The sequence below is a fragment of the Opitutus sp. ER46 genome, from assembly GCF_003054705.1.
Lineage (GTDB): Bacteria > Verrucomicrobiota > Verrucomicrobiia > Opitutales > Opitutaceae > ER46.
In genome coordinates this window covers 498,547-523,159 of the sequence record NZ_QAYX01000024.1, presented here as the reverse complement: position 1 = coordinate 523,159, position 24,613 = coordinate 498,547, and the positions used below count along the sequence as shown (strand labels likewise).

At 68.2% G+C, this 24,613-nt stretch carries 18 protein-coding genes and 1 tRNA gene; 7 read left to right on the top strand and 12 right to left on the bottom strand.

The window, feature by feature from the left end:
- The first annotated feature begins 256 nt into the window (after window positions 1-256).
- Both DB354_RS17495 and infA read left to right on the top strand, forming a co-directional pair.
- Window positions 257-2,572 (top strand): glycoside hydrolase family 30 beta sandwich domain-containing protein, encoded by a 2,316-nt coding sequence (locus DB354_RS17495; protein WP_107836920.1) that lies wholly within the window; start codon window positions 257-259, stop codon window positions 2,570-2,572.
- Window positions 2,573-2,765: 193 nt separating this feature from the next.
- Window positions 2,766-3,068, top strand: coding sequence for a translation initiation factor IF-1 (gene infA, locus DB354_RS17490; protein WP_304595632.1), 303 nt, complete (start codon window positions 2,766-2,768; stop codon window positions 3,066-3,068).
- Window positions 3,069-3,208: 140 nt separating this feature from the next.
- Here infA and DB354_RS17485 read toward each other — a convergent pair whose 3' ends face one another.
- Entirely contained in the window at window positions 3,209-3,493 is a 285-nt protein-coding gene (locus DB354_RS17485; RefSeq protein ID WP_107836919.1) for an RNA-binding protein, read from the bottom strand.
- A gap of 276 nt (window positions 3,494-3,769) precedes the next feature.
- A complete protein-coding gene (locus tag DB354_RS17480) occupies window positions 3,770-5,329 on the bottom strand; it encodes a hemolysin III family protein (RefSeq protein ID WP_107836918.1) in 1,560 nt (519 codons plus the stop codon).
- A 321-nt stretch (window positions 5,330-5,650) separates the two neighbouring features.
- Here DB354_RS17480 and DB354_RS17475 point away from each other — a divergent pair, with 321 nt between their 5' ends.
- The gene (locus tag DB354_RS17475; protein ID WP_107836917.1) at window positions 5,651-5,920 is read left to right on the top strand and encodes a DNA-directed RNA polymerase subunit omega; all 270 of its coding nucleotides are present in this window, start codon (window positions 5,651-5,653) and stop codon (window positions 5,918-5,920) included.
- A gap of 21 nt (window positions 5,921-5,941) precedes the next feature.
- Here the strand turns inward: DB354_RS17475 and DB354_RS17470 are convergent, their stop codons facing one another.
- Together DB354_RS17470 and DB354_RS17465 are read right to left on the bottom strand one after the other, a co-directional pair.
- The gene (locus DB354_RS17470) at window positions 5,942-9,184 is read right to left on the bottom strand and encodes a family 78 glycoside hydrolase catalytic domain (RefSeq protein WP_233256678.1); all 3,243 of its coding nucleotides are present in this window, start codon (window positions 9,182-9,184) and stop codon (window positions 5,942-5,944) included.
- A gap of 278 nt (window positions 9,185-9,462) precedes the next feature.
- Window positions 9,463-9,547, bottom strand: a tRNA-Leu gene (locus tag DB354_RS17465).
- 203 nt (window positions 9,548-9,750) lie between these two features.
- Between DB354_RS17465 and DB354_RS17460 the strand changes: the two genes are divergently transcribed.
- On the top strand, window positions 9,751-10,788 hold the full coding sequence (locus DB354_RS17460) for a hypothetical protein (protein WP_107836915.1): 1,038 nt from the start codon (window positions 9,751-9,753) through the stop codon (window positions 10,786-10,788).
- On the opposite strand, the gene DB354_RS17455 is transcribed toward DB354_RS17460, so the two are convergent.
- The 5 genes from DB354_RS17455 to aroC form a co-directional block, all read right to left on the bottom strand.
- Window positions 10,773-11,681, bottom strand: coding sequence for a glycosyltransferase (locus DB354_RS17455; RefSeq protein WP_107836914.1), 909 nt, complete (start codon window positions 11,679-11,681; stop codon window positions 10,773-10,775). The two genes, DB354_RS17460 and DB354_RS17455, sit on opposite strands and share 16 nt — an antisense overlap.
- Window position 11,682: 1 nt before the next feature.
- Window positions 11,683-12,366 carry a LicD family protein gene (locus tag DB354_RS17450; protein ID WP_107836913.1) on the bottom strand — a complete coding sequence of 228 codons (684 nt, stop codon included), beginning with the start codon at window positions 12,364-12,366 and terminating at the stop codon, window positions 11,683-11,685.
- Window positions 12,363-13,277 carry a hypothetical protein gene (locus DB354_RS17445; protein ID WP_146180308.1) on the bottom strand — a complete coding sequence of 305 codons (915 nt, stop codon included), beginning with the start codon at window positions 13,275-13,277 and terminating at the stop codon, window positions 12,363-12,365. The genes DB354_RS17450 and DB354_RS17445 overlap by 4 nt, the downstream gene beginning before the upstream one ends.
- A gap of 58 nt (window positions 13,278-13,335) precedes the next feature.
- The gene (locus tag DB354_RS17440) at window positions 13,336-14,097 is read right to left on the bottom strand and encodes a hypothetical protein (protein ID WP_107836911.1); all 762 of its coding nucleotides are present in this window, start codon (window positions 14,095-14,097) and stop codon (window positions 13,336-13,338) included.
- Window positions 14,098-14,186: 89 nt separating this feature from the next.
- On the bottom strand, window positions 14,187-15,302 hold the full coding sequence (aroC, locus tag DB354_RS17435; RefSeq protein WP_107836910.1) for a chorismate synthase: 1,116 nt from the start codon (window positions 15,300-15,302) through the stop codon (window positions 14,187-14,189).
- 170 nt (window positions 15,303-15,472) lie between these two features.
- Between aroC and DB354_RS17430 the strand changes: the two genes are divergently transcribed.
- Genes DB354_RS17430 through DB354_RS17420 form a run of 3 tightly spaced genes read left to right on the top strand, consistent with a single transcriptional unit; the run spans window position 15,473 to window position 20,661 of the window.
- Window positions 15,473-17,590: a secretin N-terminal domain-containing protein gene (locus DB354_RS17430; protein ID WP_107836909.1), complete on the top strand. Its 2,118-nt coding sequence runs from the start codon at window positions 15,473-15,475 to the stop codon at window positions 17,588-17,590.
- Window positions 17,591-17,608: 18 nt separating this feature from the next.
- Window positions 17,609-19,354, top strand: a complete 1,746-nt coding sequence (locus DB354_RS17425) for a GspE/PulE family protein (RefSeq protein WP_107836908.1) — start codon at window positions 17,609-17,611, stop codon at window positions 19,352-19,354.
- Between the two features lie 47 nt (window positions 19,355-19,401).
- Window positions 19,402-20,661, top strand: a complete 1,260-nt coding sequence (locus DB354_RS17420) for a type II secretion system F family protein (RefSeq protein ID WP_107836907.1) — start codon at window positions 19,402-19,404, stop codon at window positions 20,659-20,661.
- An 84-nt stretch (window positions 20,662-20,745) separates the two neighbouring features.
- Here DB354_RS17420 and DB354_RS17415 read toward each other — a convergent pair whose 3' ends face one another.
- The 3 genes from DB354_RS17415 to DB354_RS17405 all read right to left on the bottom strand — a co-directional run bounded on the left by DB354_RS17415 (window position 20,746) and on the right by DB354_RS17405 (window position 24,596).
- Complete coding sequence (locus DB354_RS17415) at window positions 20,746-22,755, bottom strand: peptidylprolyl isomerase (protein WP_107836906.1); 2,010 nt, start codon at window positions 22,753-22,755, stop codon at window positions 20,746-20,748.
- 144 nt (window positions 22,756-22,899) lie between these two features.
- The gene (locus DB354_RS17410; protein WP_107836905.1) at window positions 22,900-23,433 is read right to left on the bottom strand and encodes a hypothetical protein; all 534 of its coding nucleotides are present in this window, start codon (window positions 23,431-23,433) and stop codon (window positions 22,900-22,902) included.
- Entirely contained in the window at window positions 23,430-24,596 is a 1,167-nt protein-coding gene (locus DB354_RS17405) for a hypothetical protein (protein WP_146180307.1), read from the bottom strand. Before DB354_RS17405 ends, DB354_RS17410 begins: the two co-directional genes overlap by 4 nt.
- Window positions 24,597-24,613: the final 17 nt, after the last annotated feature.

Genomic DNA, 24,613 nt, shown 5'->3' with positions numbered 1-24,613 from the left:
TCGAACGGGGTAAGCGCAGTCGGCACGCAATTGCCACCGCCCCCATGCCGGATGGGGTAGGGTGCGGGGCGTTGAAACTGCCCGGGGGTCCGATTCGCAACGGAGCAGTCATTCAGACTTCTGAATATGGCCACCCCAAAACCCAGTCGACAGGGGCCACTGATTTCGGCGCTCCCCGCCCCTCAAATCATGCTCATTAATCTGAACCCGGCCGCGCTTCCTTCCCCGCCGGCTTTGGCGCGAAATCTCACCCGCGATGCCCCCCTTATCCCTCCCGTCGCGTCCTTGGGTCCCCGCGCCCGCCGCCGCGGCCCGCCCGCTGGCCCGCTGGCTGGCAATCAGCGCTTTGTCGGTATGCATCTCGTTGTCCGCCAAAGCGGCGCCTGCGATCATCAACGCCACTGGCGTTCAGCAAACCATCCGCGGCTTCGGCGGCGCCACCGCCTTCCGGCCTGAAACCCCGCTGACCGCGACGGACCTGGATACGCTGTATGGTCAGGCTCCGGGGCAGATCGGCCTGACCCTGTTGCGGATCCGGCTGGCTCCCGACAGCCAATGGCGGGCCCTCGAACTCGCCAACGCCCAGGGTGCCCGTGCCCGCGGAGCGGCGATTGTCGCCAGCCCCTGGTCTCCGCCGGCGGCGATGAAGACCAACAACGCCCTGGTCGGTGGCTCGCTCAAACCTTCGGCCTACGCCGACTACGCGACCTATCTCAACGACTTTGCCCGCTACATGGCCGACCACGGCGCGCCCCTGTACGCGATCTCGATCCAGAACGAACCGGACATCACGGTGGACTACGAGTCGTGCGACTGGACCGCCGAGCAGGTCCGGACGTTCTGCCGCGACCACGCCCGCGCGATCACCGCGGCGCGCATCATCGCCCCGGAGTCGTTCCAGTTCCGGCACGGCATGTCCGATCCGCTGCTCAACGACCCGGCGGCGGCCGAGAACGTCGACATCATCGGCGGCCACATCTACGGCGGCGGCCTGGCGCCCTACCCCCTCGCGGTGAGCTGCGGCAAGGAGGTCTGGATGACCGAGCATCTTGAGCTCACCACCGACTGGGCCGGCGCCCTGCTCACCGGCCGGGAGATCCATGACTGCCTCACCACCGGCGGCTTCAGCGCCTACCTCTGGTGGTATGTGACACGTTATTACGGCCCGCTCGGCGAGGACGGCGTGGTCACGAAGCGTGGACACGTCATGGCGCAATACGCCCGCTTCATCCGCCCCGGCTACGTACGCGTCGACGCCACCAACGAGCCCACGACGGGCGTCCGCGTCTCGGCCTTCAAACGGGAGAAACTCGTCATCGTGGCCGTCAACCAGGCCAAGTCCGCCGTCACGCAGGCGTTCACCCTCAACGGCGCGAACGTCGCCCGCGTCACCCCCTGGGTCACCTCCGCCACGTTGGACTGCGCCGCTGAGCCCGCCGTGTCGGTCAACGCCGGCGCCTTCAGCGCCACGCTGCCGGGGGAAAGCGTCACGACCTTCGTCGGCGACATCGCTTTCCCCGCCCCCACGATCACGTCCGCGCCGCGCAGCCATCGCGTGCCGGAACACACGCTCGCGGTCATGGACGTCGTCGTCGCCGCGGACTTCCCGACCTTCCAGTGGTATCATGACGGCGCGCTGGTCCCCGGCGCCACGAACCGCACCCTGGAGTTGCCCGATGTCCGCGCGGCGGATGCCGGGAGCTATGAAGTGAACGTCACTACCAACGGCGGCAGCGTGCGCAGTGCGGCCGCGACGCTCACCGTCGGCCCCGCCGGCGGGGTGAGCCGGCTCGTCAATCTCTCCACCCGCGCGCACGCCGGCCAGGGTGATCGCACCCTCATCGCGGGGTTCGTCGTCGACGGTGTGGGCGCCAGACTGCTCCTGCGGGGCGTGGGGCCGGGGCTCGCGAGCACGTTCGGTCTTTCCCAAACGCTCGTCGACCCGCTGCTCGACCTGCGCGCCGGCGACGGTTCGCCGCTCGCGGCCAACGACAACTGGCCAGCGGCCTTGGAACCGGCATGGAAGGCGGTGAGCGCGTTCCCGCTGGTCGCCGGCAGCCTCGACGCCGCCCTGGTCCGCACGATGACCACGGAATTGAACACGGTCCTCATCAGCGGTCGCGACGGAGGCATCGGCACCGCTCTGGTCGAAGTCTACGAGATGGAGCGGAACCCGCGCGCCATCTTGTTCAATCTCTCAAGTCGCGCCTACGTCAGCGACGCCGAGGGGCCGTTGATCGCCGGGTTCGTCATCGACGGGCCGGCGGCCAAGACCGTTCTCGTGCGGGCAGCCGGTCCGGCCCTCCGCAAATCCCTGCGCGTGCCCGGCGCGCTCGCCCGCCCCGTGATGGAGCTGCACGGTGCCGCCGACACGGGCTTCCTCGTCACTACCCGCAACTGGGATCCATCCCTGGCGGCTCATTTCGCGCGCCTCAGCGCTTTCGCGTGGTCCGACGCGAGCGAGGATACCGCCCTCCTGGTCACGCTTGATCCTGGCTGCTACACCGCCGTCGTGCGAGGTGAGTCCGGCGCCGCCGGTCTCGCCCTCGTCGAGGTGTACAACGCCCGCTGAATCGCCAATCGGCTGCGCGGGAACCGCTTCGGGCAGCAGCGAACACCCCGGCGCCCGGTATCAGGGCGGGTTCGCCCGCCGCGGCCACCGGGGTCGCTTAGCCCCAGGCACAGCGCTGTTTGCCGATGATTTTCATGATACCTGCAGGGAACCCTTGCCGTGCGGAGCCTCCGGCGCGACGATGGCGGCCTTGATCTCATCAACATCCACCGAATCCGAAACACAGAAATCCACCGCCACCACCGGCAACGTCATCGAAGTCGAAGGCAAGATCGTCGCCGTGCTTCCCGGCACGATGTTCAGAGTGCAGCTGGCCAACGGCCATATCGTGCTCGGCCACATCTCCGGCAAGCTCCGGAAGCACTTCATCAAGATCGCCGCCGGCGACACGGTGAAGATGGAGATGAGCCCGTACGACCTGGAGAAGGCGCGCATCACCTTCCGGGTCAAAGATAGCTCCTCCACGTATCGCCCGCCCGCGCGCCGGCGGTACTGAGCCGCGTTGCGGTTCGTCCGACCCGGGCAGATGCGGCCAATGTCCCCTGCCCCCTTCGTCTCTCCATTGGGGAGAACGCAGGCAAAAAAAGAACGACGCGCCAAGACGCGTCGTTCGACAAATCAACCGAGTGGGGTCGCTCAGTAGCGACCGCGACCACCGGCCGTGCTGCGGTCTTCCTTCGGGCGCGCTTCGCTGACATTCAGCGGGCGGCCGTCGAGATTGGCGCCATTCATCTTCTCGGCGGCGAGCTTCGCCTCCGTATCGGTCGCCATCGTCACGAACGCGAAGCCACGCGGGCGACCGGTTTCGCGGTCGTTGGCGACATACACGTCAGTCACGGAACCGAACTGACCGAACGCGTCACGCAGTTCGGCTTCGGTGGTCTTGAAGGAGAGATTTCCAACGTAGAGTTTGGAATTCATAGGGATGGGTTTCGTAGCTTTCGTCTGCTGTCAGCGTGTTCCCGGGAATCGGGTTTCGAATCATTCACCTGAACTGGAAAGCTCACTTGAAGACCCACCTGCCACTGTCATCTAACGCAATTACGAGCCGCCAGACTCGGCGATCTGGCCGGCAAAGCAAGGCCCATTCGGCAATCTGAGCGATTCAGTCGCCACGCATCGGAGCATGGCGGCCCAGAAGGCGGTGCACCTCGTTGCACCCGAGCCACGGGGTTCCGGTTCTTTCGGACCGTGCGGTCACTGACCGGAAGGCAGCAGGAAAAGCAGGACTGCCAGATAGTGACACGCACTACCGCCCAGCACGAAGCCGTGCCACACGGCGTGGTGGTAACGCAGCCGGTGCCACTGGTAGAACACGACGCCAACCGTGTAGCACAGGCCGCCCGCCAGCAGCAGCCAGAGGCCACCGTGGGGTACGACGCTGATCATCGGCTCCGCCGCGACGACGATCAGCCAGCCAACGAAAAGGTATGCCAGCATGGAGGTGAGCCGATAGCGTTCCCCGAAAACCAGCTGAAACACCGCTCCCGCCCCACAGAGTCCCCAGACCACAGCGAAGAGCGTCCAGCCCCAGGAGCCGCGCAGATGCGTGAGCAAGAACGGCGTGTACGTGCCAGCGATCAGCAGAAAGATCGCAGCGTGATCGAGGCGCCGCAGCACGAGTTTGGTCCGGCCGGCCCGCCAGCCGTGATAAAGCGTCGAGGCCGTGTAGAGCAGCAGCAGCGTCAGCCCGAACACGGTGAAACTGACGACGTGCCACGCCGTGCCGTAGAGGCTCGAGCACACGATCAGGAGCGTCAGCCCCACGATGCTGGCGGCGAGGCCGATGCCATGGGTGATCCAGTTGGCGATCTCCTCCCCGCGCGTGTAGGGACGGCGGTCGGGCGTTTGGGCGGACGCTGCGGTGACAACGGCCGACGGCTCGGCGGCCACCTGGGCGCGCCGCCGCTGCACCACGCGATCCGCCCAGCGATCGAGCGCGCGAATGAACGGCCGGGGGCTCGGGCTGCGGAAATGCTCCGGTTTCCACTCCTCGCCGTCCTCATAGATTGTCTGCGGGATCACGATCGTGCCAAACGCCCAATCGGCCACCGGCAGCCCGAAGAAACCCGAGATCGATTCATTGCAGTCCGTCACGGCATGATGGCGCAGGTGAAACGCGTACACCGGCCGCCAAAACCAGCCCCACTGGCGGTGCTGGATGAGCGGCGCCCATTTCTCAAAAGGCCAGTGATTGATCGCGTGCAGCACCTCGTAGAGCGTCAGCGAGAGGGCCAGCGCGAGGAAACCGCTGAGGAACCATGGGAACGCGGGGAGCAGCCACTGCAGCAGCGCCAGCACGGGCGTCAGCACCAACCCAAACACGGCCAGCGAATACCAGGGGAAGAACGAGGCCTCGCCCTGCTCCGGCTCCACGATCGGAAATTTGTTCTCGATGAAGAGAATGCCGCGCCCGTCCCGGCCTTTCCGCCGCGCGATCCGGGTCAGCGCGTGATGCAGCGTGTGCTGCTTGTACAACCGGCGCAGAAACGGCACCGCCGGCGTGTGGAGGACGTAGCGGTGAAAGAAATATTCCAGGAACGCATTCATCAGGCTGACCACGAGGAAGGCCACCACACCCAGGCCGAGCGGCGCGATGAACTGCGCATCCCAGACCTCCGGAGCGAGCAACCGGACCGCGGCAAACAGGCCGGCGAGCGTCACGAGCACCGTGAGGACAAAAAGCGGCAGCGAGAATTCCTCATGCTCGTGGCCATGGTCATGATGCTCACCGTCCGGTTCGTGGGTCTTGTTCATGCAGGGTGGAACCGGGAGACGGCACGATCGCCCGACGCACGGTGACGGAAGCTGCCGCAGTTGCGGGTTCCTTCAACCCCAAGGCCCAGATTCCCATGCCTCCCTTGGCGAACAAGTGCCTGCCAACACCGAGCGGCGCCACATCGCCGGTTACCGCGTCGTCGTCCGTCGAAGTAAAACGCGCCCAAGCGCGTGGTCGATCAACCGCTTGGCGACCCGGGACCCACGCGAGGCCTGAGTCGTGGGATAACGGTCGCCACTTTTCCTTCGCGGCAGTACTTTGCGCGAGCCCGTCCCCCCGGCGGCGCCTCTTTCCCATCTATGCGCGACGACTATCTCCAAAACGCTCTCCAGGTGATCGATGACCCGATGGTCCTCATCAATGTCGTCTCCCGCCGCGTGAAGCAGCTCCGGCGGGGCAACCGGGCCCTGATCGTCTCCCTCGAGAAACTGTCCGCCGAGGACCTCGCCCTCCGCGAAATCGCCGAGGGGAAGATCACGTTCGAACTGGCGACCGAGGAGGAAATCGCGGTCGGGAGCAGTGGCCCCGGCGGCAAGCCGGTGCACAAGGCCGCCTTCCCCTCCGTGTAGGCGGCCTCTGCCCTCACGCGATCAATCCAGCGGCGCAGCAAAGACGTACCTGCCGGACTCGACCGCGTACACCACCGCGCCCGGTTCGACGCGCAAACGCCGGACCCCGGGACTGCGCTCGGCCGGCACGCCGCTCTCGATCACCTTGTCCGCGGCCACGGTCGGCACCACGACCGTCGCGGTCGTGTTCGCCGGGATCTCGACCTCATACTCGAAGCGGCCCGCGGCGCGTTTCCACGCGGACACGATCCGGCCGCGCGGGGACTCGTGCGTCGCGCGCACCCACGTGACATCGCCCACCGGCTGAGGCCGGAAGAGCGCCCGCTTGAAGCCGGGCGCGTCGGGATCGGTGCCGAGACCGGCCAGGTCGCGGTAAAACCACTCGGTGATCTGGCCGAGCATGAAATGATTGTGCGAGGAGGAGCGGCGGGCGTTCCACGCTTCTGTGAGCGCGGTGGCGCCCTGCGCCAGTTGGTAGCCGTATCCAGGCTTCTCCGACTGGTTGTTGAGCGCGTGAATGACGTCCGAGCGGCCACCACCCGCCAGCGCCCGCAGCAGGTAGAAATAGCCCACGTCCCCCGCCGTCAGTCCCTGCGCCTGGGTATCGCGCACGAGCGCCTCGAGCACCCGGGCCCGATCCGCCGGCTCGACCAACCCCAGCACGAGCGGCATCGCGTTGGCGCACTGCGAACCGGTGGCGTAGATCCCCTTCGCGGCATCAAAGAAGCGCCGGGTGAAGGCCGCCCGAATCTCCTCCGCCCGGCGATCAAACCGGACGGCGTCCTCGGCGCGCCCGAGCCGCGCCGCGATCGCCGCGAGGGTGCGGATGTCCGCGTAGTACGTCGCCGTGGCGGTCAACCCGAGCGGGGTCAGTTGCGACACCCCGGGCGGCTTCGGCCCGATGTCGTACCAGTCGCCGAGGCCGTGGCTGAGGATGTGTCCCTGCGCCCGGCTGGCCAGATAGTCAGCATACCGGCACATTGCCGGATAGTAGCGCCGCAAGGGTGTGTCGTCGCCCGTCCACTCGAGGTGCTGCCAGGCCGCGAGGATGATCGCGCTTCCCCACTCCGGCGAATCGCGGAAGCCGCCGGAGAAGATCACGAACTCGGGCGCGATGTCCGGCACGAGACCGTTCGCCAGTTGCGCGTCGGCCATGTCGCCGAAGGTCTTCGCGTAGAGTCGCGTGAGATCGAACTCATAGCGCAGCGACGGCCCGTTCAGGTAATACTGCTCCAGCCAGCCGAGTTTCTCGCGATGAGGGCAATCGGTCAGGACCGACGCCGCGTTGCTGCGCTGCGCCCAGCGGACCAGCGTGCGGATCCGGTTGAACAGCTCGTTGGAGCACGCGAACTCGCCCGCGGCTGGCGAGGTCGTGTGCACGACCACGCTTTCGAGCGCCTCGACCGTCGGCAATTCCGCGCCCGTCGGCGCCGAGAGTTCGACCTGCAGGTAGCGCGCGCCGGTATAGAAGAACTTCGGAAACCAGTCCTCGGCGACGCCCCCGCGCAACGTGTAGGCCCACCACGAGCCATTCGGGCCGCGCATGAAGGAGCTCGTGTCGATCGAGCCATCCGGGTTGAGGAGCTCGGCAGGAATCATCTTCACCACGCTCCCCTGCGCGCCGCGCACGCGCAGGCGCGGCATCATCGCCGTGTTCTGCCCGAAATCGTACACCAGCACACCGGGCCGCAGCGGCTTCACGGCCACCGGGCGCAGCACTTCGTGCGTGCCCAGCGGCGGCGCCGCATGCGAGGCGCCCCGCAGCACGCCCCCGGGACCGTCGTGGACCACCGCCTCGGCCCAGGCATGATCGTCAAAGCCAGGCTCATCCCAGCCCGCGAGCGTCCGCCGCGCATCAAAATCCTCGCCGCCGTAGATGTTCGAAAACGTCGTCGGCCCGGCCGCGCTCAGCCGCCACTGCGCATCAGTTCCGACATGCTCGACGGTGCCGTCGGCATACTCGAGCCGGAGCTGGGCGATGGCCATCAGCGGTCGGAACAGGCTCTCGAACTTGCCGTAGCGTTCGGCGCGCACGTTGTACATGCCGCCGGCCAGCACTAGGCCCATGGCGTTCCGGCCCGACCGCACCAGGGCCGTCACGTCAAAGGTGTCGTAGAGCGCGGTCTTCTCGTAGGTGGTCCAGCCCGGGGACAGCACCGCGTCGCCCACCCGACGTCCGTTGAGGGTGAGTTCGTACTGCCCCAGCCCGCTCACGTGCACGATCGCGCGCCGCAGCGCCGGCTTGGCGGCGAACTCGCGCCGGGCCAGGAGCGTGGCGTTGTCGCGCGCATTGGCCCCGCGGACGTCCTTGCCGTCGATCACCGCGGCGGCGCTCCAGCGGCCGCTCTCGATGCTGTCACTCGCCGTGATCGTCGCCCCCGGGGCGACGTTGCGCCCGCCGGAGGTGATTTCGATCTGGCTGAGCGCCAGGTAGTGCGCGTTGCCATCACGCCGCAGCCGGCTGGTGACGAGGCGGACGTACCGGCCGCGCACGCCCGGCGGCGCCACAAACGTGGGCACCGTCGTCTTCGCCGCCGTGCTGGTGTACCGGTAATCCTCCTCCGTGAACGCCGCGACGGTCTGGACGACCGCAAACTCGGGATCTTCCGCCACCTCGATCCGAAAGCGCACCGGGAAGCCGTTCGCCTCCTCCATGGTCTGGCGGATGGGATACAGGGCAACGTTCTCGATCGGCCGCGATTCGCGCAGGTCGATACGCAGCCATTTCGGTGCCGCCGCGTCGCGGGTTTCCTCGGAGTGATAGCCGATCTTCGCGCGCACCCACCGCAGCAGCGCGGCATCCGTGATCCAGCGCGCGTGCCACTCCTTCGCCGCGAGCACGCCCATCGTCCAGCTTGCCGGCGTGCTCCAACTCGAGACGCGCCCGGCTCGGTTCCACGACCGCACCTTCCAGAAAACCTGCTGGGACGATTGCAGCGGCCGCCCCGCATACGGCACATGCAGCTGATCGTCGCCTTCGCGCCGGCCGCTGTCCCAGACGTCCCCTCGATCGTGCCGGAGCTGTTCCAGCGACGAGGCCACGAGCACCTGCCAGGCGGTCTGCCCCTGCGCCCGCTCGCTGCTGCGCAGCTTCCACGACAGCCGCGGCGGCGCCGAGTCGACTCCAAGGGGGTCCACTGCGCCGTCACACCGCAGGTCGTAGGCCTCGAGCCCGGCCGTGGGAGCCTGCGCCTGGACCGAAGGCAGCCACCCAGCGACGGTAAGGGCGGCAAGGCATACCGTCTTCTGGACCAATCGATTCAAACGCGCGGGGAGACGAGGAACGAGGTACATCAGGGGGAGGGCGCTATGACCGCTGGCACGCCGCGGCGCACGGGATTGCTCGCCGCATAATTATCCAGCATGTCGATACTTATAGAAATCGACACTCCCGCTGGCGTGTCAACCTGTCGATTGCTGCTCGATCGCGGGTCCACCCGGCTTTCAGCCTCCGCGCCCTCCGTCTTTCAGGGCGGGACCGCCGCCACACCCCGCTCTCCACAAAAACGAAAACGCTTCCGGTCTTAGGAAGCGTTTTCGTTTGGTGCCCAAGGGGGGACTCGAACCCCCATGCGGTTAAGCACAGGCTTCTGAGACCTGCGTGTCTACCAATTCCACCACCTGGGCAGCAGTAGGACGGGCAAGAGAAACGGCGCGAAGAACCGGGGCAAGAAAATAGATTCGGGATTTCCTCCGGGCACGCCGTCGCTTCCTCCCGCGGGTTTGGCTGCTTGCGTCCGACACTCGGATCAGGAAATCTCTTCCGGTCGCCCGCCAAGCCATCTTGTTCTCAGCCAAGATGCTGTAATCCAGCCGGGCTCCGCCGCCCCATGATCACGCTTCTCGCCCTGGCCGCCGCACTCCTGCTGGTCACCGGCATCTGGACGCGGCTGTGCAATGCCCGCGAATTCCAGCGCGGGCTGCGTCTGTTCCGCCAGGGCGATCAACGCCCCGCCCTCCCCATCCTTCTGCCGGCCTTCGGTCGTCCGCAGTACCTGCGCGCCGTCCTCGACTCCCTCTCCCGGGTCGAAGGCATCGACCAGACGGTGCTCGTCCTTTCCCAGGATGGCTCCAACCCCGAGGTCGCCGCCCTCATCCGCGACGTAAAATTCACGCGGGTCATCGCCCTGCGCCACACGCGCCCGTTCTGCGGCCTGCTCTGCCAGATTTGGGACGGCACCCACGCCGTCTCCACCCACATTCATTTTCTCCTGCGGTTCGCGCTCGAGGGCATGCAAGCGCCAGCCGCCATCGTGGTGGAGGACGACATCGTGGTCTCCCCCGACTTCCTGCGCTTCTTCGAATGGTGCCTCACCCACGTGCTCGCCGACGACCGCGTCCTCAGCGTCAGCACCTTCAATCTCCACTCCCGGCCCGATCCCGCGACCGGCTACGATCCGCGCGCGCATCCGTACGCTCTCATCCGCAACACCCGCGATGGCCAGGATGCCTTCCCCGGCTGGGGCTGGGCCATCACCCGCCGGCAATGGCTGCGCGTCCGCGCCACGTGGTCGTTCCTCAACTGGGACCTCAAACTCGACGAAACCCAGCGCCAGCTCGGCCTCCGCTGCTACAAGCCCGCACTCGCCCGCTCGCGCACGATCGGCATGCAGGGCGGCGTCAACTTCACCGAGCTGGAGAACAACCCCAAGTGGGCCGGCATCCTCCTCAACGACGAGCCGCTCGCCTACGCCGCCGCCCCCGCGCTGCACGAGGCGGACCTTGCGACGCCCCCCTGCGTCGATCTCAAGCCCGCCGCGCCGCTGCCCAACGGGCTCAGCCGCAACCGCGCGCGCCGGCTCACCCTGCTCGCGGCGGCCGCCGTCATCATCGTGCTCGAAGCGTACTGCGGCTACGGCTGGTTTTGAGCCGCGCCGATCCGCCCGGCGGCGCCGGCCGCCGCGCCCAGCAGCGGCACGGTCCGCACGCCCGCTCGCCGGCGCCAGAAGGCAAGATCCTCCGCCCATACCGGTGAGGGCGGGATCTTCACCGCGAGATGCTGCACGACCTCGGTCACCGACCGCGCCTCGCGCACGTTCTGCCGCAGCTCCGCGGCCGCGTTGCGCAGCACCCGTCCAACGGGCTCGATGTGCCGGTAGTTCGGCTTCCAAGTCCCCGCGAAATGGTGGATGGCCCAGACGTGCCGCATGAACGGATACAGGTCCGGGTACGGCGGTCGCGTCGGCGGCGTCCAGCAGATCTGCGGCACGAGTCGATACGGAAACTCCGCCGCGTGTTCGTGCAGCAGCCGCGTGAGCAGCCCCGGGCCCGTCGCCTCCACCACCGCCAGTTCGTCGATCCGCCCCGCCACCTGCCGGATCTCGTCGATCGCCAGGCGCAGGTACGGATGCCCCGGCGCCGCGGCAAAAATGCAGTTCGCGATCCGCGTCCGATACGGGTTCAGCAGGCGGCGCGCCTCGATCGGCGACACCGTCTCCTCCACGCCGAGCACCAGGTCCGCCCGGTCCAGCAACGGCCCGTGCGGCTTCCGGCACTCCATGTCGATGTCCGCATAGATGCCGCCATGGCGGCAGACCGCGAGATAGCGGAACAGGTCGGCCCGCAGGACCGCCCGCGGCAGCGCCTCATACAGCGCCAGCAGCTCGGGAAACCCCTCCGCCACCAGCCGGCGGCAGTCCGCATCGTCGTAGAAGCGGTATTCCCAATCCGGATGCAGCCGGCGCCACGACGCCTGGTACGCGGCAAATTCGCCCGTCAACTCACGGGTCTTCCAGGTCTGGTGGATGATGCGCGGGATCATGTCAGGAGGGCTCGGCCGGCCACACGTAGCCGGCCGGGCGAAAATCAGTCAGCACCACCCGGCGGCGCGCCACGCGCCGCTCGAGCCGGTGGTCAAACGTGCGGTAAGCCACCGTCGCCCAGTCGGGTCCGTAGTTGCGCACGAAATACGCGTCATGCTCCCGCGGACACGGCAGCCGCAACGGGCCGAAGGGCCGCTCGACGAGCGGGAACAGCTCGTCCTCTCGCAGGTACACGCGGGGCCACACGAGCCGGGCGCGCAGGCGCGCGTACACGATGCGTCCGCGCCAGTTGCGCCTCGCCGGGAAGAGGTCGATCGCGGGATACCGGTGCGGATGGCCCGGCACCGGCTCGCCGCCCTGCCAGTACACCTTGTAGCCGCCCCACCAGCGGCAGAGGTCGCAGCCGCGCGCCCGGAACTCCTCCCGTCGCGCCCACAGTGCCCGCTCGTCCTTGGCGAAGAAATGCAGGTCCGCGTCGTCGTCCCACGGGATCAGCCCGCCATGCCGGACCACCCCGAGCAGCGTGCCTTCGCTCAGCCAGAAACGGATGCCGGCGCGCGCGGCGATCTCCGCGAACCCCTGCACGAGCCAGTAGATCCGCCCCGCCACGGCCGGATCGATCGGCGGAGCCACCGCCACGGCGTCGTCAGCGGCGGACTCGGGATTGATCGGCCCCGCCTTCATGCGTGCACCCCGCCGACCACGGCGCCCCGGTCCCAGTCGCGCGCAAAATGCGCCAGCAGCCGATCGTTGTTCCCGCCGTCACGGTTCTCGGAGCGATCCAGTCCGACACCCCGCCAGGTCGCCAGCGTCGGCAGGTAAACGTACCGCTCCGTCGTCGGCACCACCAGCCGCCGCACGCCACGCCGCGCCAGGTGCCCGCTGAACCAGAGGTCATCGGCAAACCGCGCCCCGACCGGCGCGTCCGCATAGTCGAACACCGCGGCGTCGAAAAACGCCGGCCGCACCAGCACGCCACCACACCCGGTCAAAACGTCGGTCGCCACCGGCGCGCCGATCCGGGTGCCAAAGAACTCGCGGCTGTCGGCCCAGCGCCCGCTCGTCGGCACGGGCCAGCCGCGCAGCCCCAGCGCGGCGTCCGGCCACGCCCGCGCCGCCGCCGCCAGCGTCGCCACGAAACCACGCGGATACACGTTGTCGTCATCCACGATCACGATCGGCGCCTGGCTGTCCGCCGGCAGGCGCTGCAGCAGCGGCAGGAGCTTCGTCGCCGGGCCCCAGTCGCGGTCGGCCTCCAGGAGTTCGATGCGCGGGTGCCGGCGCAGGCCCTCCGGCACGCGATAGGGCCGCGGATCCCGTTCCGCCCGGCGCGGAATCGCCAGGACGATCCGGCGCGGCGCCTGCGTCTGGTCGAGCAGCGAGTTCAGCGTCGGAAAGATCCACGGCAGCCGCGACGGCAGCGTCGTCAACGACAGCGTCAGTTCGCCGCCCGCCGCCCCCGCATTGTCCCCCGCAGTCCGCGCCGCACCGGCCCCGCGCGCGAAACGTCGGCGGGCCAGCAGGTGCAGCCAGAAAAAGCGGGAAATTTCGCCGGGCCAGCGGTGAAGCGGCCCGGCGTACTGCGCTTGGGACACGGGCAAGTCGGTATTGTCACCCGGCTCGCGAAGCGAGCCAGGTTTTCACCCACGCCAACTATAGGAACTTATTGATATCTGGCAGCTCCTTGAGGCGCCGGCCACCCTCGCTGCGGCGCACGAAATAGGGGTCTTCCTCGGGCTTCGCCTGCAGTTCCTCATCCTCGTCGAGGTTCTCATCTTCCTCGTCGACCTCCTCGCCCTCCGCGTTGGTGAGGATCCAGTCCTGCTCCTCGTCGAAGACGTGCGTCATCCGGCGCGCCTGGGGATCCAGCACCAGCGCCGGATTCTTCACGCGCCCGGCCTTCACCGTCTCAAACACGCAGGGATAGTACTGCTTCTTGAAGTGCGTGAGGAAGTCGCTGAGCCACTTGTTCTCCACGCCTTCGCGCTTCGTCAGCAGCACCACGTCCGCGAAGTGCACACAGGCCTCATACCAGGCCAGCAGCGGCGAATGGGCCGCCACAAGCTGGCAGTTCACCACCGCCAGGATCCGCCCGAGCTCCGCATCCTGCAGCTCCAGCCAGCCCTTGAACGCCTCGACCTGGTCCACTTGGCTGGCGCGGCCCGACGCCACGAGGAAGACGTGCGTCATGCCCGCGGGCATCTGCGCCTCGATGCTGGCGTCGCGCCAGGTCCAACGGCCCAGGTTGGGCAACTTGCCATCGGCCGCATCGGCCACCTCACCCGCCTCGATCAGCACCGCCGCGCGATCCGCGGAGGTCAGTCCGGCATCGATCAGGTCCGCTAGGATCTGGCGCCGGCCGGAGCCCGCCGCGCCCAGCACGAGGTAAACGAGAGTTTTTTCGGACGCTGCCATAATCCCCCCAGCAAGTCCCGGACGGCGCGGAAGACAAGCGTCCGCACGGCCCGGCCCGCCCCTCGCCGGCGACTCCACGTCCCCCGGCCTCAGCCGGCGAAGGCGCCGCACTGGGCGTCCTGGCGCATCCAGTGGTCGACCAGCACCAGCGCCGTCATCGCCTCGACGATCGGCACCGCGCGCGGCACCACGCAGGGATCGTGGCGCCCGCGGCCCATGAGCTCGGTCGGCGCGCCCTTCACGTCGACGGTGCGCTGCGCCTGCAAAATGGTGGCGGTCGGCTTGAAGGCGATGCGGAACACGAGTTCCTCGCCGTTGCTGATGCCGCCCTGCACGCCGCCACTGCGATTGGACACCGTCCGCACGCGGCCCCCGCGCGACTCGAACGCGTCGTTGTGCTCGCTGCCGCGCATCGCCGCGCCGCCAAAGCCGCTCCCGATCTCGAAGCCCTTCGTCGCCGGGAGCGACAGCATCGCCTTCGCCAAGTCAGCCTCCAATCGGTCAAACACCGGCTCGCCCAGCCCGGCCGGCACGCCCCGCACCCGGCACTCGATGATGCCGCCCACCGAGTCGCCTTCGCTGCGCACCGCCTTGATCCGCTCGATCATCCGCTCGGCCGTGGGGAGATGCGGACACCGCACCGGCGTGGCCTCGACTTCCGCCAGCGAGGGAAACGCCGTCAGCGCGCCCACCGGCACCACGATGTCGTGCACCTGGGTCAAAAACGCCCGGATCTCGACCGGCGATCCCCCCGCCGCCTGCCCGCGCCGCGCGAGCAGCTTCTTGGCAATGGCCCCGGCCGCCACGCGGCCGATCGTCTCGCGGGCCGAACTCCGCCCGCCGCCACGGTGGTCGCGAATGCCAAATTTGGCCTGATAGGCGAAATCCGCGTGCGAGGGCCGGAACTTGTCGCGCATCTCGTCGTACGCACCCGGCCGCTGGTCGGCGTTGCGCACCAGTAGTGAAAGCGGGGTCCCCGTCGTCTTGCCTTCGAACCAGCCGGACAGGATCTCCACGCGATCCTCCTCCTTGCGAGGCGTCACGATGTCACTCTGACCCGGCCGCCGCCGGTCCAGCTCGGCCTGGATCTCCGCCGGCTCCAGTGGCAGCCGCGGCGGACATCCGTCAATCACCACGCCAACCGCTGCGCCATGGCTTTCGCCCCAGGTGGTTATGCGAAAGAGATGTCCGAAGCTGTTCGGCATAGGCGTTGGCCAACCAAAGGCCTGGCCGAGGTTTTGCGATGCAAAAAAGCGTCGGCAACTTTTCAGCCCGAATGCCGTCAGAGTCCCTCACAAATCACCGTTTACATCGGCAAGGCATTGGCCTGTGATTTGCCTTTCGCGCCGCTGCTACCCAATTCCCTCTCCTTCGCATGATTTCGCGCTTTGTCCGTCTGTGCTCCGCGGGCCTGCCTCTGGCTGTTCTCTCGTGCGCGTTCGCGCAGTCGCCGTCGCCCCTGCCCCAGAACCCGCCCGCCGCCGCCCAGCCCGTGGGCCCCGCCGCCGCCCCTGCGCAAGTCGTTAATACGCCCGAAGTCACCGACAACGAGCCGGTCTCGATGAACTTCGCCGGCATCGATATCGATGGCGTGCTGGACATGATCCAGCTCTACACCGGCAAGGTCATCCTCCTGCCGCCGGCGCTCCCGGCTGCGCCGACCGGCTACACGCTCAAGACCACCAAGCCGATCACCAAGTCCCAGGCGGTGCTCTACCTTGAGACGATGCTGGCCATGAACGGCATCGCCGTCATCCCGATGGGTGAGGACGCCCTCAAGATCGTCCAGCTCAACGCCGCCCGCGTCGAGGCCCCCGAGCTGATCTGGGACAGCACCCTGAACCTGCCGCCGAGCAGCGCCCTCGCCTCCAAGCTCTTCCAGCTCGAGTTCCTCCGCGCCCAGGAGTTCCAGACGATGCTCGCCACGCTGAGCAATCCCAACCTCGGCGGCCAGGTCCTCTTCCCCAACGCGAACGCCATTCTCATCACCGACAGCATCTCCAACCTGCAGCGCATCGAGACGCTCCTGAAGGAGATGGACCGCCCCATCGCCGGCGGCATGGCCACCAAGTTCTACCAGCTGCGCAACGGCGCCAAGGCCAGCGATGTCGTGAACAAGATCCGCACCATGCTGCAGCCCATCCAGCAGCAGATCGGCACCGGCACCAGCTACAGCGCCGACGACCGCGCCAACCAGGTCATCCTCATCACCGACCGGCGCCAGGTGGAGTTCTTCGACGACCTCATTGCCAGACTCGACGTCAAGGCCGATCCCAACACCCGCAACGACGTCATCTACCTCAAGCACGCCAAAGCCGCCGACATGGCCACCGTCCTGACCTCGATCGTCAAGGGCCAGAACCAGGTCAGCGAGCGCTCGCAGTCGACCCGGCTTCGCCAGGGCACCCAACCCGACGCCACACCGCGCCCGCTCCCGGCCGCCGGCGGGAACGCCGCCAACGCCACCCCGACCGTCGCCAGCCTCCTGGGCGACAGCGCCGGCTCCACCGAGTTCTCCGCTTACGTCACCGTCGTCCCCGACGAGCGCAGCAACTCCATCGTCGTCTCCGGCACCACCGACGACATCAGCCTCCTCAAGCAGCTGATCGACAAACTCGACATCGTGCTCGCCCAGGTGCGCATCGAGGTCGTGATCACCGAGGTCACGCTGACGAACAACAACGAGACCGGCGTCTCCTCGCTCGGGCTCCAACTCGACGGCGACCGGCTCGTCGGCTTCGCCGGCTCCGGCGCCGGCATCGCCCTCAGCGGCATCGGTAACACGACCTACGCCAGCACCAGCCGCCTCGGCGGGCCGGGCAGCCTCGGCCGCTCCATCGACCTCACGGGCATCGTGACGCTCGGCACGTCCGCAACGAAATCCAACACCATCATCCTCTCGCACCCGACGATCACCACCTCCCACGCCAAGGAGGCCAACATCTTCGTCGGCGAAAGCCGCCCGATCGTCAGCGGCACCGTCAGCAGCAGCCTCGGCGGCGGCTCCACCTCGACGACCACGATGCAGAAGATCGGTATCGACCTCACGGTGACGCCGCTGATCGGCGTCGACGGCTCCGTCCAGCTCGACATCAAGCAGACGGTCGACGAGGTCGGCGGTGAAACCGAGATCGACGGCAACAAGGTCCCGATCGTCCTCAACCGCACCACCTCCTCCTTCGTCAGCGTCAAGAACGGCGAGATCATCGTCCTCGGCGGCCTGCAGCGGAAGTACAACTCCAAGAGCCGCAGCCGGCTCGGCCCGATCCCGATCATCGGCGACCTCTTCGGCCCGCGCACGAATGACAACACGCGCAGCGAGCTCATCTTCTTCCTGCGTCCCTACGTGCTCACCAACACGCCGGCCGACAACGTCGAGGCCCTCAAGCGCGTGGACGGTCTGCCCCAGCGCGACGACATCCTCCGGCAGCTCACCCCCGGCCAGGTCCCGCCGGAAAAGAAGCCGATGCTCGACCGCATTCTCCCGCGCTAACCGGTTCGGCACCCTCCCATGACCGTGCTCGAACAGGCCCCCCTGCCGTCCACCATCGCCAGCCTGCTCAACGACGAGCAGAAGCAGGCGCTGAACGAGGCCCCCCGCGAAAAGAAACTTGAGACGCTCGCCACCCTCCTCGGACGGCCCGAGCCCGAGATGCTCACGCGCGTGGCCGAGGCCGCCGGCATGGACGTCGCCACCAATCTCGAGACCGACCCCGAGGCCCGCGGCCTGCTGCCCGCCCGGCTCGTCCACGAGTTTCACCTGATCCCGATCCGCTACAACGGCGCTGCCAAGCCCGTCCGTCCCGACGCCGGCGAAACCGAGGCCGAGGTGCCGCTCGCCACCAAGCCGCTCCATCTCGCGACGTCCTGGCTGCCCGATCAGGTCATGGCCGACTGGATGCACACCTTCACCTCGCGCCCGCTGGCCTGGCACCTCGCCGTGCCCGAGCGCGTGCACCAGCTCATCATCGAGAACTTCGGCGTCGGCTCCGGCTCACTCGAGGATAGCGACGACAGCTACATCGCCCCCGAAGCCCAGAAGGAGGCCGAGGAGGTGGTCGACGAGGACGCCGCGGTCGTCCGCTTCGTCACCGACGTCATCTCCCAGGCCATCGCGGACCAGGCGACCGACATTCATTTCGAGCCGCAGGAGGGTCAGCTCCGCATCCGCTACCGCGTCGACGGCCTGCTCGTCCCGGTGCCGGTCCCCGAGAATCTCCTCCGCTTCCAGGACGCCATCATCTCCCGCCTGAAAATCATGGCGCGGATGAACATCTCGGAAAAGCGCCTGCCGCAGGACGGCCGCATCAACTTCAAGGCGCACGGCGTCGTCCTCGACATCCGCGTCTCCACCGTCCCGACGATCTACGCTGAGTCCATCTCGCTCCGCCTCCTGAACCAGAAGAAGGAGGCGTACACGATGGACCGCCTGGGCATGAGCCCCGACGAGCAGGAGCAGATCACGCGCGTGCTCGACTACCCGCACGGCATCATCCTCGTCACCGGCCCGACCGGCTCCGGCAAGTCCACCTCGCTCAACGCGTTTCTCCGGAAGATCAACTCGACCGACCTCCGCATCATCACGATCGAGGACCCGATCGAGTACGAGGTCCCCGGCGTGAACCAGATGCAGGTCCGCCCGGAGATCGGCCTCACGTTCGCCGACGCCCTGCGCCATGTCCTGCGCCAGGACCCCGACGTGATCATGGTCGGCGAGATCCGCGACAAGGACACCGCCGAGATCGCGATCCGCGCCTCGCTCACGGGCCACCTGGTTTTCTCCACGCTGCACACCAACGACGCCCCCGGCGCCATCACGCGCCTGGTCGACATGGGCATCGAGCCGTTCCTCGTCGCCTCCGCCATCGAGCTCGTGATCGCCCAGCGCCTCGTCCGCCGGCTCTGCACCGAGTGCGCGCGACCGGCCCCGGTGAACAAGGTCAAGCTGCGCGAGAACCTCTCCATCCTCGGCGTGAGTCCCGCCGAGGCCGACCTGATCGAGGCCCTCAAGGCGCCCGTCGGCTGCGACCGTTGCCGCGGCACCGGCTACCGCGGCCGCATCGGCCTGTTCGAAATCTTCCGCCTCAACGACGAGATCCACGAGCTGGTCCTCCACCGCGAAAGCACCCGCAAGCTCGCCGACCACGCGCGCGCCAACGGCATGCGCACCCTCGGCCAGAGCGGCTGGGAAAAGATCAAGGACGGCTACACCACGTTCGATGAGGTCCTGCGGGTGATCACCGTCACCGACGCCTGAGGCGCCGCCGTCGCGTCGCTCGGTTTCCGCCTTCCCGTCCCCGGCCCATGCCCAAATTCACCTACACCGCCCGCGATCGTGCCGGCAAAAGTGTCGCCGCCGTGATCGAGGCGCCCACCCGCCGCGATGCCCTGCGCGTGCTGGGCTCCCGGGGCCTGCAGGTGGCATCGGTCGCCGAGGTGGGCGGCTCCAGCCCCAAACCCGCCGCCGCGAAAGCCGAGCAACCCGATTTCGTCCAGACGCTCACCTCGAGCAAACGCGGCAACACCCCGCGGCGCAGCGAGTGCCTGCCGTTTCTCGAGGCGCTCTACGACCTCCTCTCCTCCGGCCTCTCCGCCGGTGAAGCCGTTCGCCTGCTCTCCATCCGCGTGAAGGAGCCGCGCCTGCGCGCACTCTGCGCCGGGCTCTGGGAACAGATCAGCGAGGGCGCCGCGCTGTGGCGCGCGATGGCGAGCTACCCCGACGTGTTCGATCCCTCGATCACGAACCTCATCCAGGCCGGCGAGGCCACGGGCTCGATCAACGACACCGTGCAGCGCATCATCGCGCACCTCACCGAGCAGCGCGAACTGCGCCGCCAGCTGCTCTCCGCCCTCGCCTACCCCATCTTCATGGTGGTGGTCGCCAGCGGCGTCATCCTGTTCTTCCTGTTCTTCCTCCTGCCCCGTCTGCAGTCGCTGCTGAGCTCGCTCGGCGGCAAGATGCCGACCTCCACCACGCTGCTGATCGGCCTCGCGGACTTCGTCCTCAACTGGGGCCTGATCATCATCATCGCCGCGCTCTTCTTCGCGGGCTCGTTCTGGCGCTGGCGCAAGACCGACGCCGGCCGCTCCGCCACCGACGCCTGGATGCTCAAGCTGCCGCTCATCGGGCCGTTCGTCGTCTCGCAGACCGTCCTCGCCTTCAGTCAGACGCTCTCGGTGCTGCTCGAGAACGGTATCACCGCCGCCGAGGCGCTGCGCATGACCGAGCGCCAGATCAAGAATCGCGTACACCGGGAGGCCTTCGCCACCGCCACCGCCCGCGTGCTCGAGGGCGAGTCGCTCTCCGGCGCGCTCACCCGCACCAACTGCTTCCCCGACCTCGTGCTCGACCGGCTCTCCGTCGGTGAGAACACCGGCAACGTGGTGCCCAGCCTCAAGCAGGTCGCGCAGACGTACCAGAAGGCCATTTCCCGCCAGTTGAACGCGTTCACCAACGTGCTCGCCAGCGCCGTCCTGCTCGGCGTCTTCGTCTTCGTCGGCTTCATCGCCTTCGCGATCGTCAGCGCCGTCTTCCAGGTCAGCGCCAGCATCAAGACGCGCTGACCTGCTGCGGTTTTCGCCGTCCGCAGTGGGCCTGCGCTCCACCGTCCTTTCTCCGATTTTCGCCGCCGGCGAAAATCGGAGTCGTCAGCGGACCTCGTACACTTCCACCAGCGCGATGCCCTGGCCGCCGTCGGCGCCGCTCACGAGCGCGCTGTAACTCCCCGGTGGAAGCGTCACCAGCATCGCCGCGTCCGTGCTGCCGGCATTGAGGAGCGGAAACGCGAACACCGCGTCCCCGACCGTGCTGATCTGCGCGTCGCCGCCCCAATCATTGTTCTCCGCCAGCGGCGTGCTCTCGCCCTGCCGGTAGAGCCTGATCTGCGGGTCCGCCAGCCGGCCCTCCAGCCCAAAGACGGCGAGCCCCGGGCCGATGCCGCGGATCAGCACGGTGCGCGACGTGTTGCCCTGGATCGAGAACCCCGCGATCAGCACGTCGTTGCCCACGCCGACGTGCGTGCGCGCCGAGACGTTCACGAGCCGCGGGCTCGACGCCGCATAGCCGCCCGCGGGCTGCGCCTCGTAAAGTTCCGCCAACGCCAAGCCCGTCGCCCCGCCTTTCGCCGCCACGTGCATCGTGTAGGCGCCGCTTTCCGGCGCCAGGGCGAAGGCCGCGTCGAGACTGCCGGCCGAGAGAAACGGGAACGCCGACACCTGCTGCCGCCGCGCCTCAATGGTCGCATCCCCGCCCCAGTTGTCGTTCGTCGCCATCACCGTCGAGCCGCGATAAAGCGTCGCCATCGGGTCCGGCACCGGGCCGCTAACGTTGAGCTGGCTGAGCGACGGCCCCATGCCGCGCAGCAGCAGCGGCGTGGTGCCGCTGGTCCCTTCGCCGCCCAGCAGAAAGCCGATGATCAGCACCTCGTTGCCCGCCCCCGCCTGCGCTCGGATCGAAAGATTCACCAGCCGCCCGACCTCGCCCACCGCGGCATCGCGCACCGTCACCGTCGCCGGCGCGCTCGTCACCGTCCCCACCGGGTTGCGCGCCACGAGGCGGTAATCGCCGGCATCGGCGGCGGCCACGTTCCTTAGCACGAGCGATGCGCCCGTCTGGCCCGCGAGGTCGGCCCCGTTGCGTTGCCATTGGTAGCTCGCGGCCCCCTGCACGCCCGCGTTCAACACCAGCGTGTCCCCGCGCGCGATCGTGTGCGAAGTCGGCGGCCGCGTGAACCCCGGCGCGTCCGGCGTCACCGTGACGCGAATACGTCCCTCGACGCTGCTGCCGCTGACGTCGCTGGCCCGCACCGTCACGTACGCGGTGCCGGCGAGACCCGGCGTGAGCGTCAGCTGCGACCCATTCAGCGCAGCGGCGACGATCGTGGTGGCGGAGCTTTGCGCGGTGAACGTCACCAGCGACTGCCCGGCGCTGCCGGGAAACAGGTTAATAGGCTGGACGAAGTTCACGAGGATGAGGTTGGGGATCTGCACGTCGCCCCCGGCGTAGTCCCGCACCGGCAGCTCGCTGAACGGCGGCGCGTCGACGCGCGGCTGGGCCGCGATCGCGTCGACCACGCTCATGCCATTGCCGATCACGCGGCCGAAGACGGTGTAGCCGCCGTTGTTGGCCTCGTTGAGGAGCGCGGAGTTGTCGCGCACGTTGAAGTACCACTGGCTCGTCGCGGAGTTGACATCCCCCGGCGCGCGCGCCGCCGCCAGCGTGCCGCGCTCGTTGGCCAGCCGGTACTCGAGCGGCACCGGCGCCTGCGCCGGAATCTGCGCCGCGCCGGCCGCGCTGATGGTGTAACCGCCGCCCTGGATGATGGAGTTGCCGCTGGCATCAAACGCCGCCGAGCGGTGGAAGAAGGAGTTGGTGTAGTCCCCGCGCTGCACATACCCGAGGAAGTTCTCGACGTGCCGGGGCGCGACATCGCGCCGCAGGTCGACCGCGAACTTGCCGAACGAGGTGTCGAACAACACCACCTCGCCGGTGACGCCGGGCACGGTAAAATAGTCCGCCAGGTTGATCGTGACCGCCGCGCCGTTCGGCGTGAGCACGCGTTCGCCAACGGCGCGCGAGAACGTGGGTACCGAGGTCTGCGCGAAGGCCGCAACGGAGCACGCCGCAGCGACCACGGCGCTTCTGAGTAAGGAACGCATGACGGGGGTGGGAACGCCCCCACGGACGCCCCTCCGCGGGGTAAGTTCCCCGGGGGACAGTCGGGCCGCACCGTAGGGAGCTTCGCCCGCGGCGCAGGTTCATCGACCCGCGCCACGCGCCGAGCTAACCCGCGGCCCGATCGCTCAATGGCGCATCTCGAACGAAGCGACCTCGAGGCTGCCGCCGATCAGCGCCGAATTGCCGCCCATCCCTTTCAGGCTCAGCGACGTGATGGTCACGTACGGGGCGCGCTCCTGCAGCTTCAGGTAGAAGGAGGTGAAGGCGCGCCACTCCAGGTTGTTGAACACGAGCTGCTGCTTGTGCATCGAGAATTGCCCGATGCTCGTCGTGGTGGGGCTCGAGGCGTTCGGCCGCACGCCGGAGTCGTTCGCCAGCTGGTTGACGAGGACTGAGAGCGCCGTCGCGTCGAGGGTCTTCGCCGGATCCATCTGCGCGGTCGCCGCTTTCGTGGCGGCCTCGATCTCCACGCGGCGGTTCAGCCAGCTGTCCTGCGTCTTGAGGGTGGCGGTGGTCGTGTTGACCTGCCGCATGAACCGGCCGGCCCGGGAGGCGTAGGCCGTGGCCCACATCGCCACGGCGACGCCGAGCAGCACGATGAGCATGAGCTTCTCGCGCAGCTCCCGGCTGAGGAAAAAGGCCCGAAGGGAACGGATCATGCGGAGTTGGGCTTCAGGATGCCCGGTTTGAAGGTGACGAGAACGCGGAACCGCGAGCGGCCGCCCTGGGATTGCTGCACCTCGACGTGCACGTCTTCGCACTCGGGGAGCTTCTTCAGCTCGTTGCCGTAGGCCGGCACCTGCGCGGGATTCGTCGTCTCGAGTTCCAGCACGATCGTGAACGCGCCGCGGGCGGCGTCACCCGCGCTGCTCTGGATGCGCGTGATGACGACATCGGAGGGCTTGCGCTCGGCATTCACGCCGAGGACGGCGGTGATCATCTCCAGCGGCAGGAAGCGCTTGGTGACGAGTCCCTGCACCGTCGCGGCCAGGTCCTGCGCCTCCTCGATCTTGCGCACCGCGGGGGCGCGGCCGTTGACCTCGGCCACCCGCACCTGCTGCCAGGCGTGACCGCCGATGAGGGCCAGCTCGCCCACGCCCAGCAGGAAGAGCGCGGCCACGCAGCCGAGCGCCACGCGCCAGAAGGCAACGTCGCGTTTGCGCGCGGCGCGGAGAGCCTCGAGTTCCCCCTTGTCCCGGACGTCGAGCGCGCTCGCGACGCTGCTGGGCAGACGCGACACGAAGTCGCCGGAACGGAAAGTGATCTCCTTGTCGCTGTAGGAGGGATCCGCCACCGGCGGCACCAGCAGGTCGACGACGGTCTTGCTGCCCCCCAGCGAACGCAGGACCTCCTCGCGCACCGCCGCACGGTCCTCCTCGGTCGCCTCCGGCGCGTACGGCCGGTACACCACCTGGCTCGGCACCTGCGGCGTCTCCCAATGCACTGCCGTCAGTCCTTCCGCACCGGCGAGCAGGAGCGTCGTGGCAGGGCCGACCGCGCCGCCGAACAGCGCGGCCGACGCCGGCGCCACCAGTTCAGCCTGGCCCCAGGATGCTGTCTGGTCGGTCGTGAAGCGGCGCCGGTACGCGGCGTAAACAAAGGCGTGATCCGCGCCGGGCACCCAGTACCAGCCGTAGAACATCTGGCTCAGCGGGAAGGGCGCGATGCTCTCGAGCGCCAGCTCCACCTGCGTGGCCGCCTCCTGCGGGGTCGCCCCCGCGCTGATCGGCACCGCCCGGTTGAAAAACAACCCGTCCGGCAACAGCACCGCCTTCGGTGGTGGCGGACCGGCACGGAGGAAACTGAGGGGAGAGGCGGACATCAGGAGTGGCGGGTGGC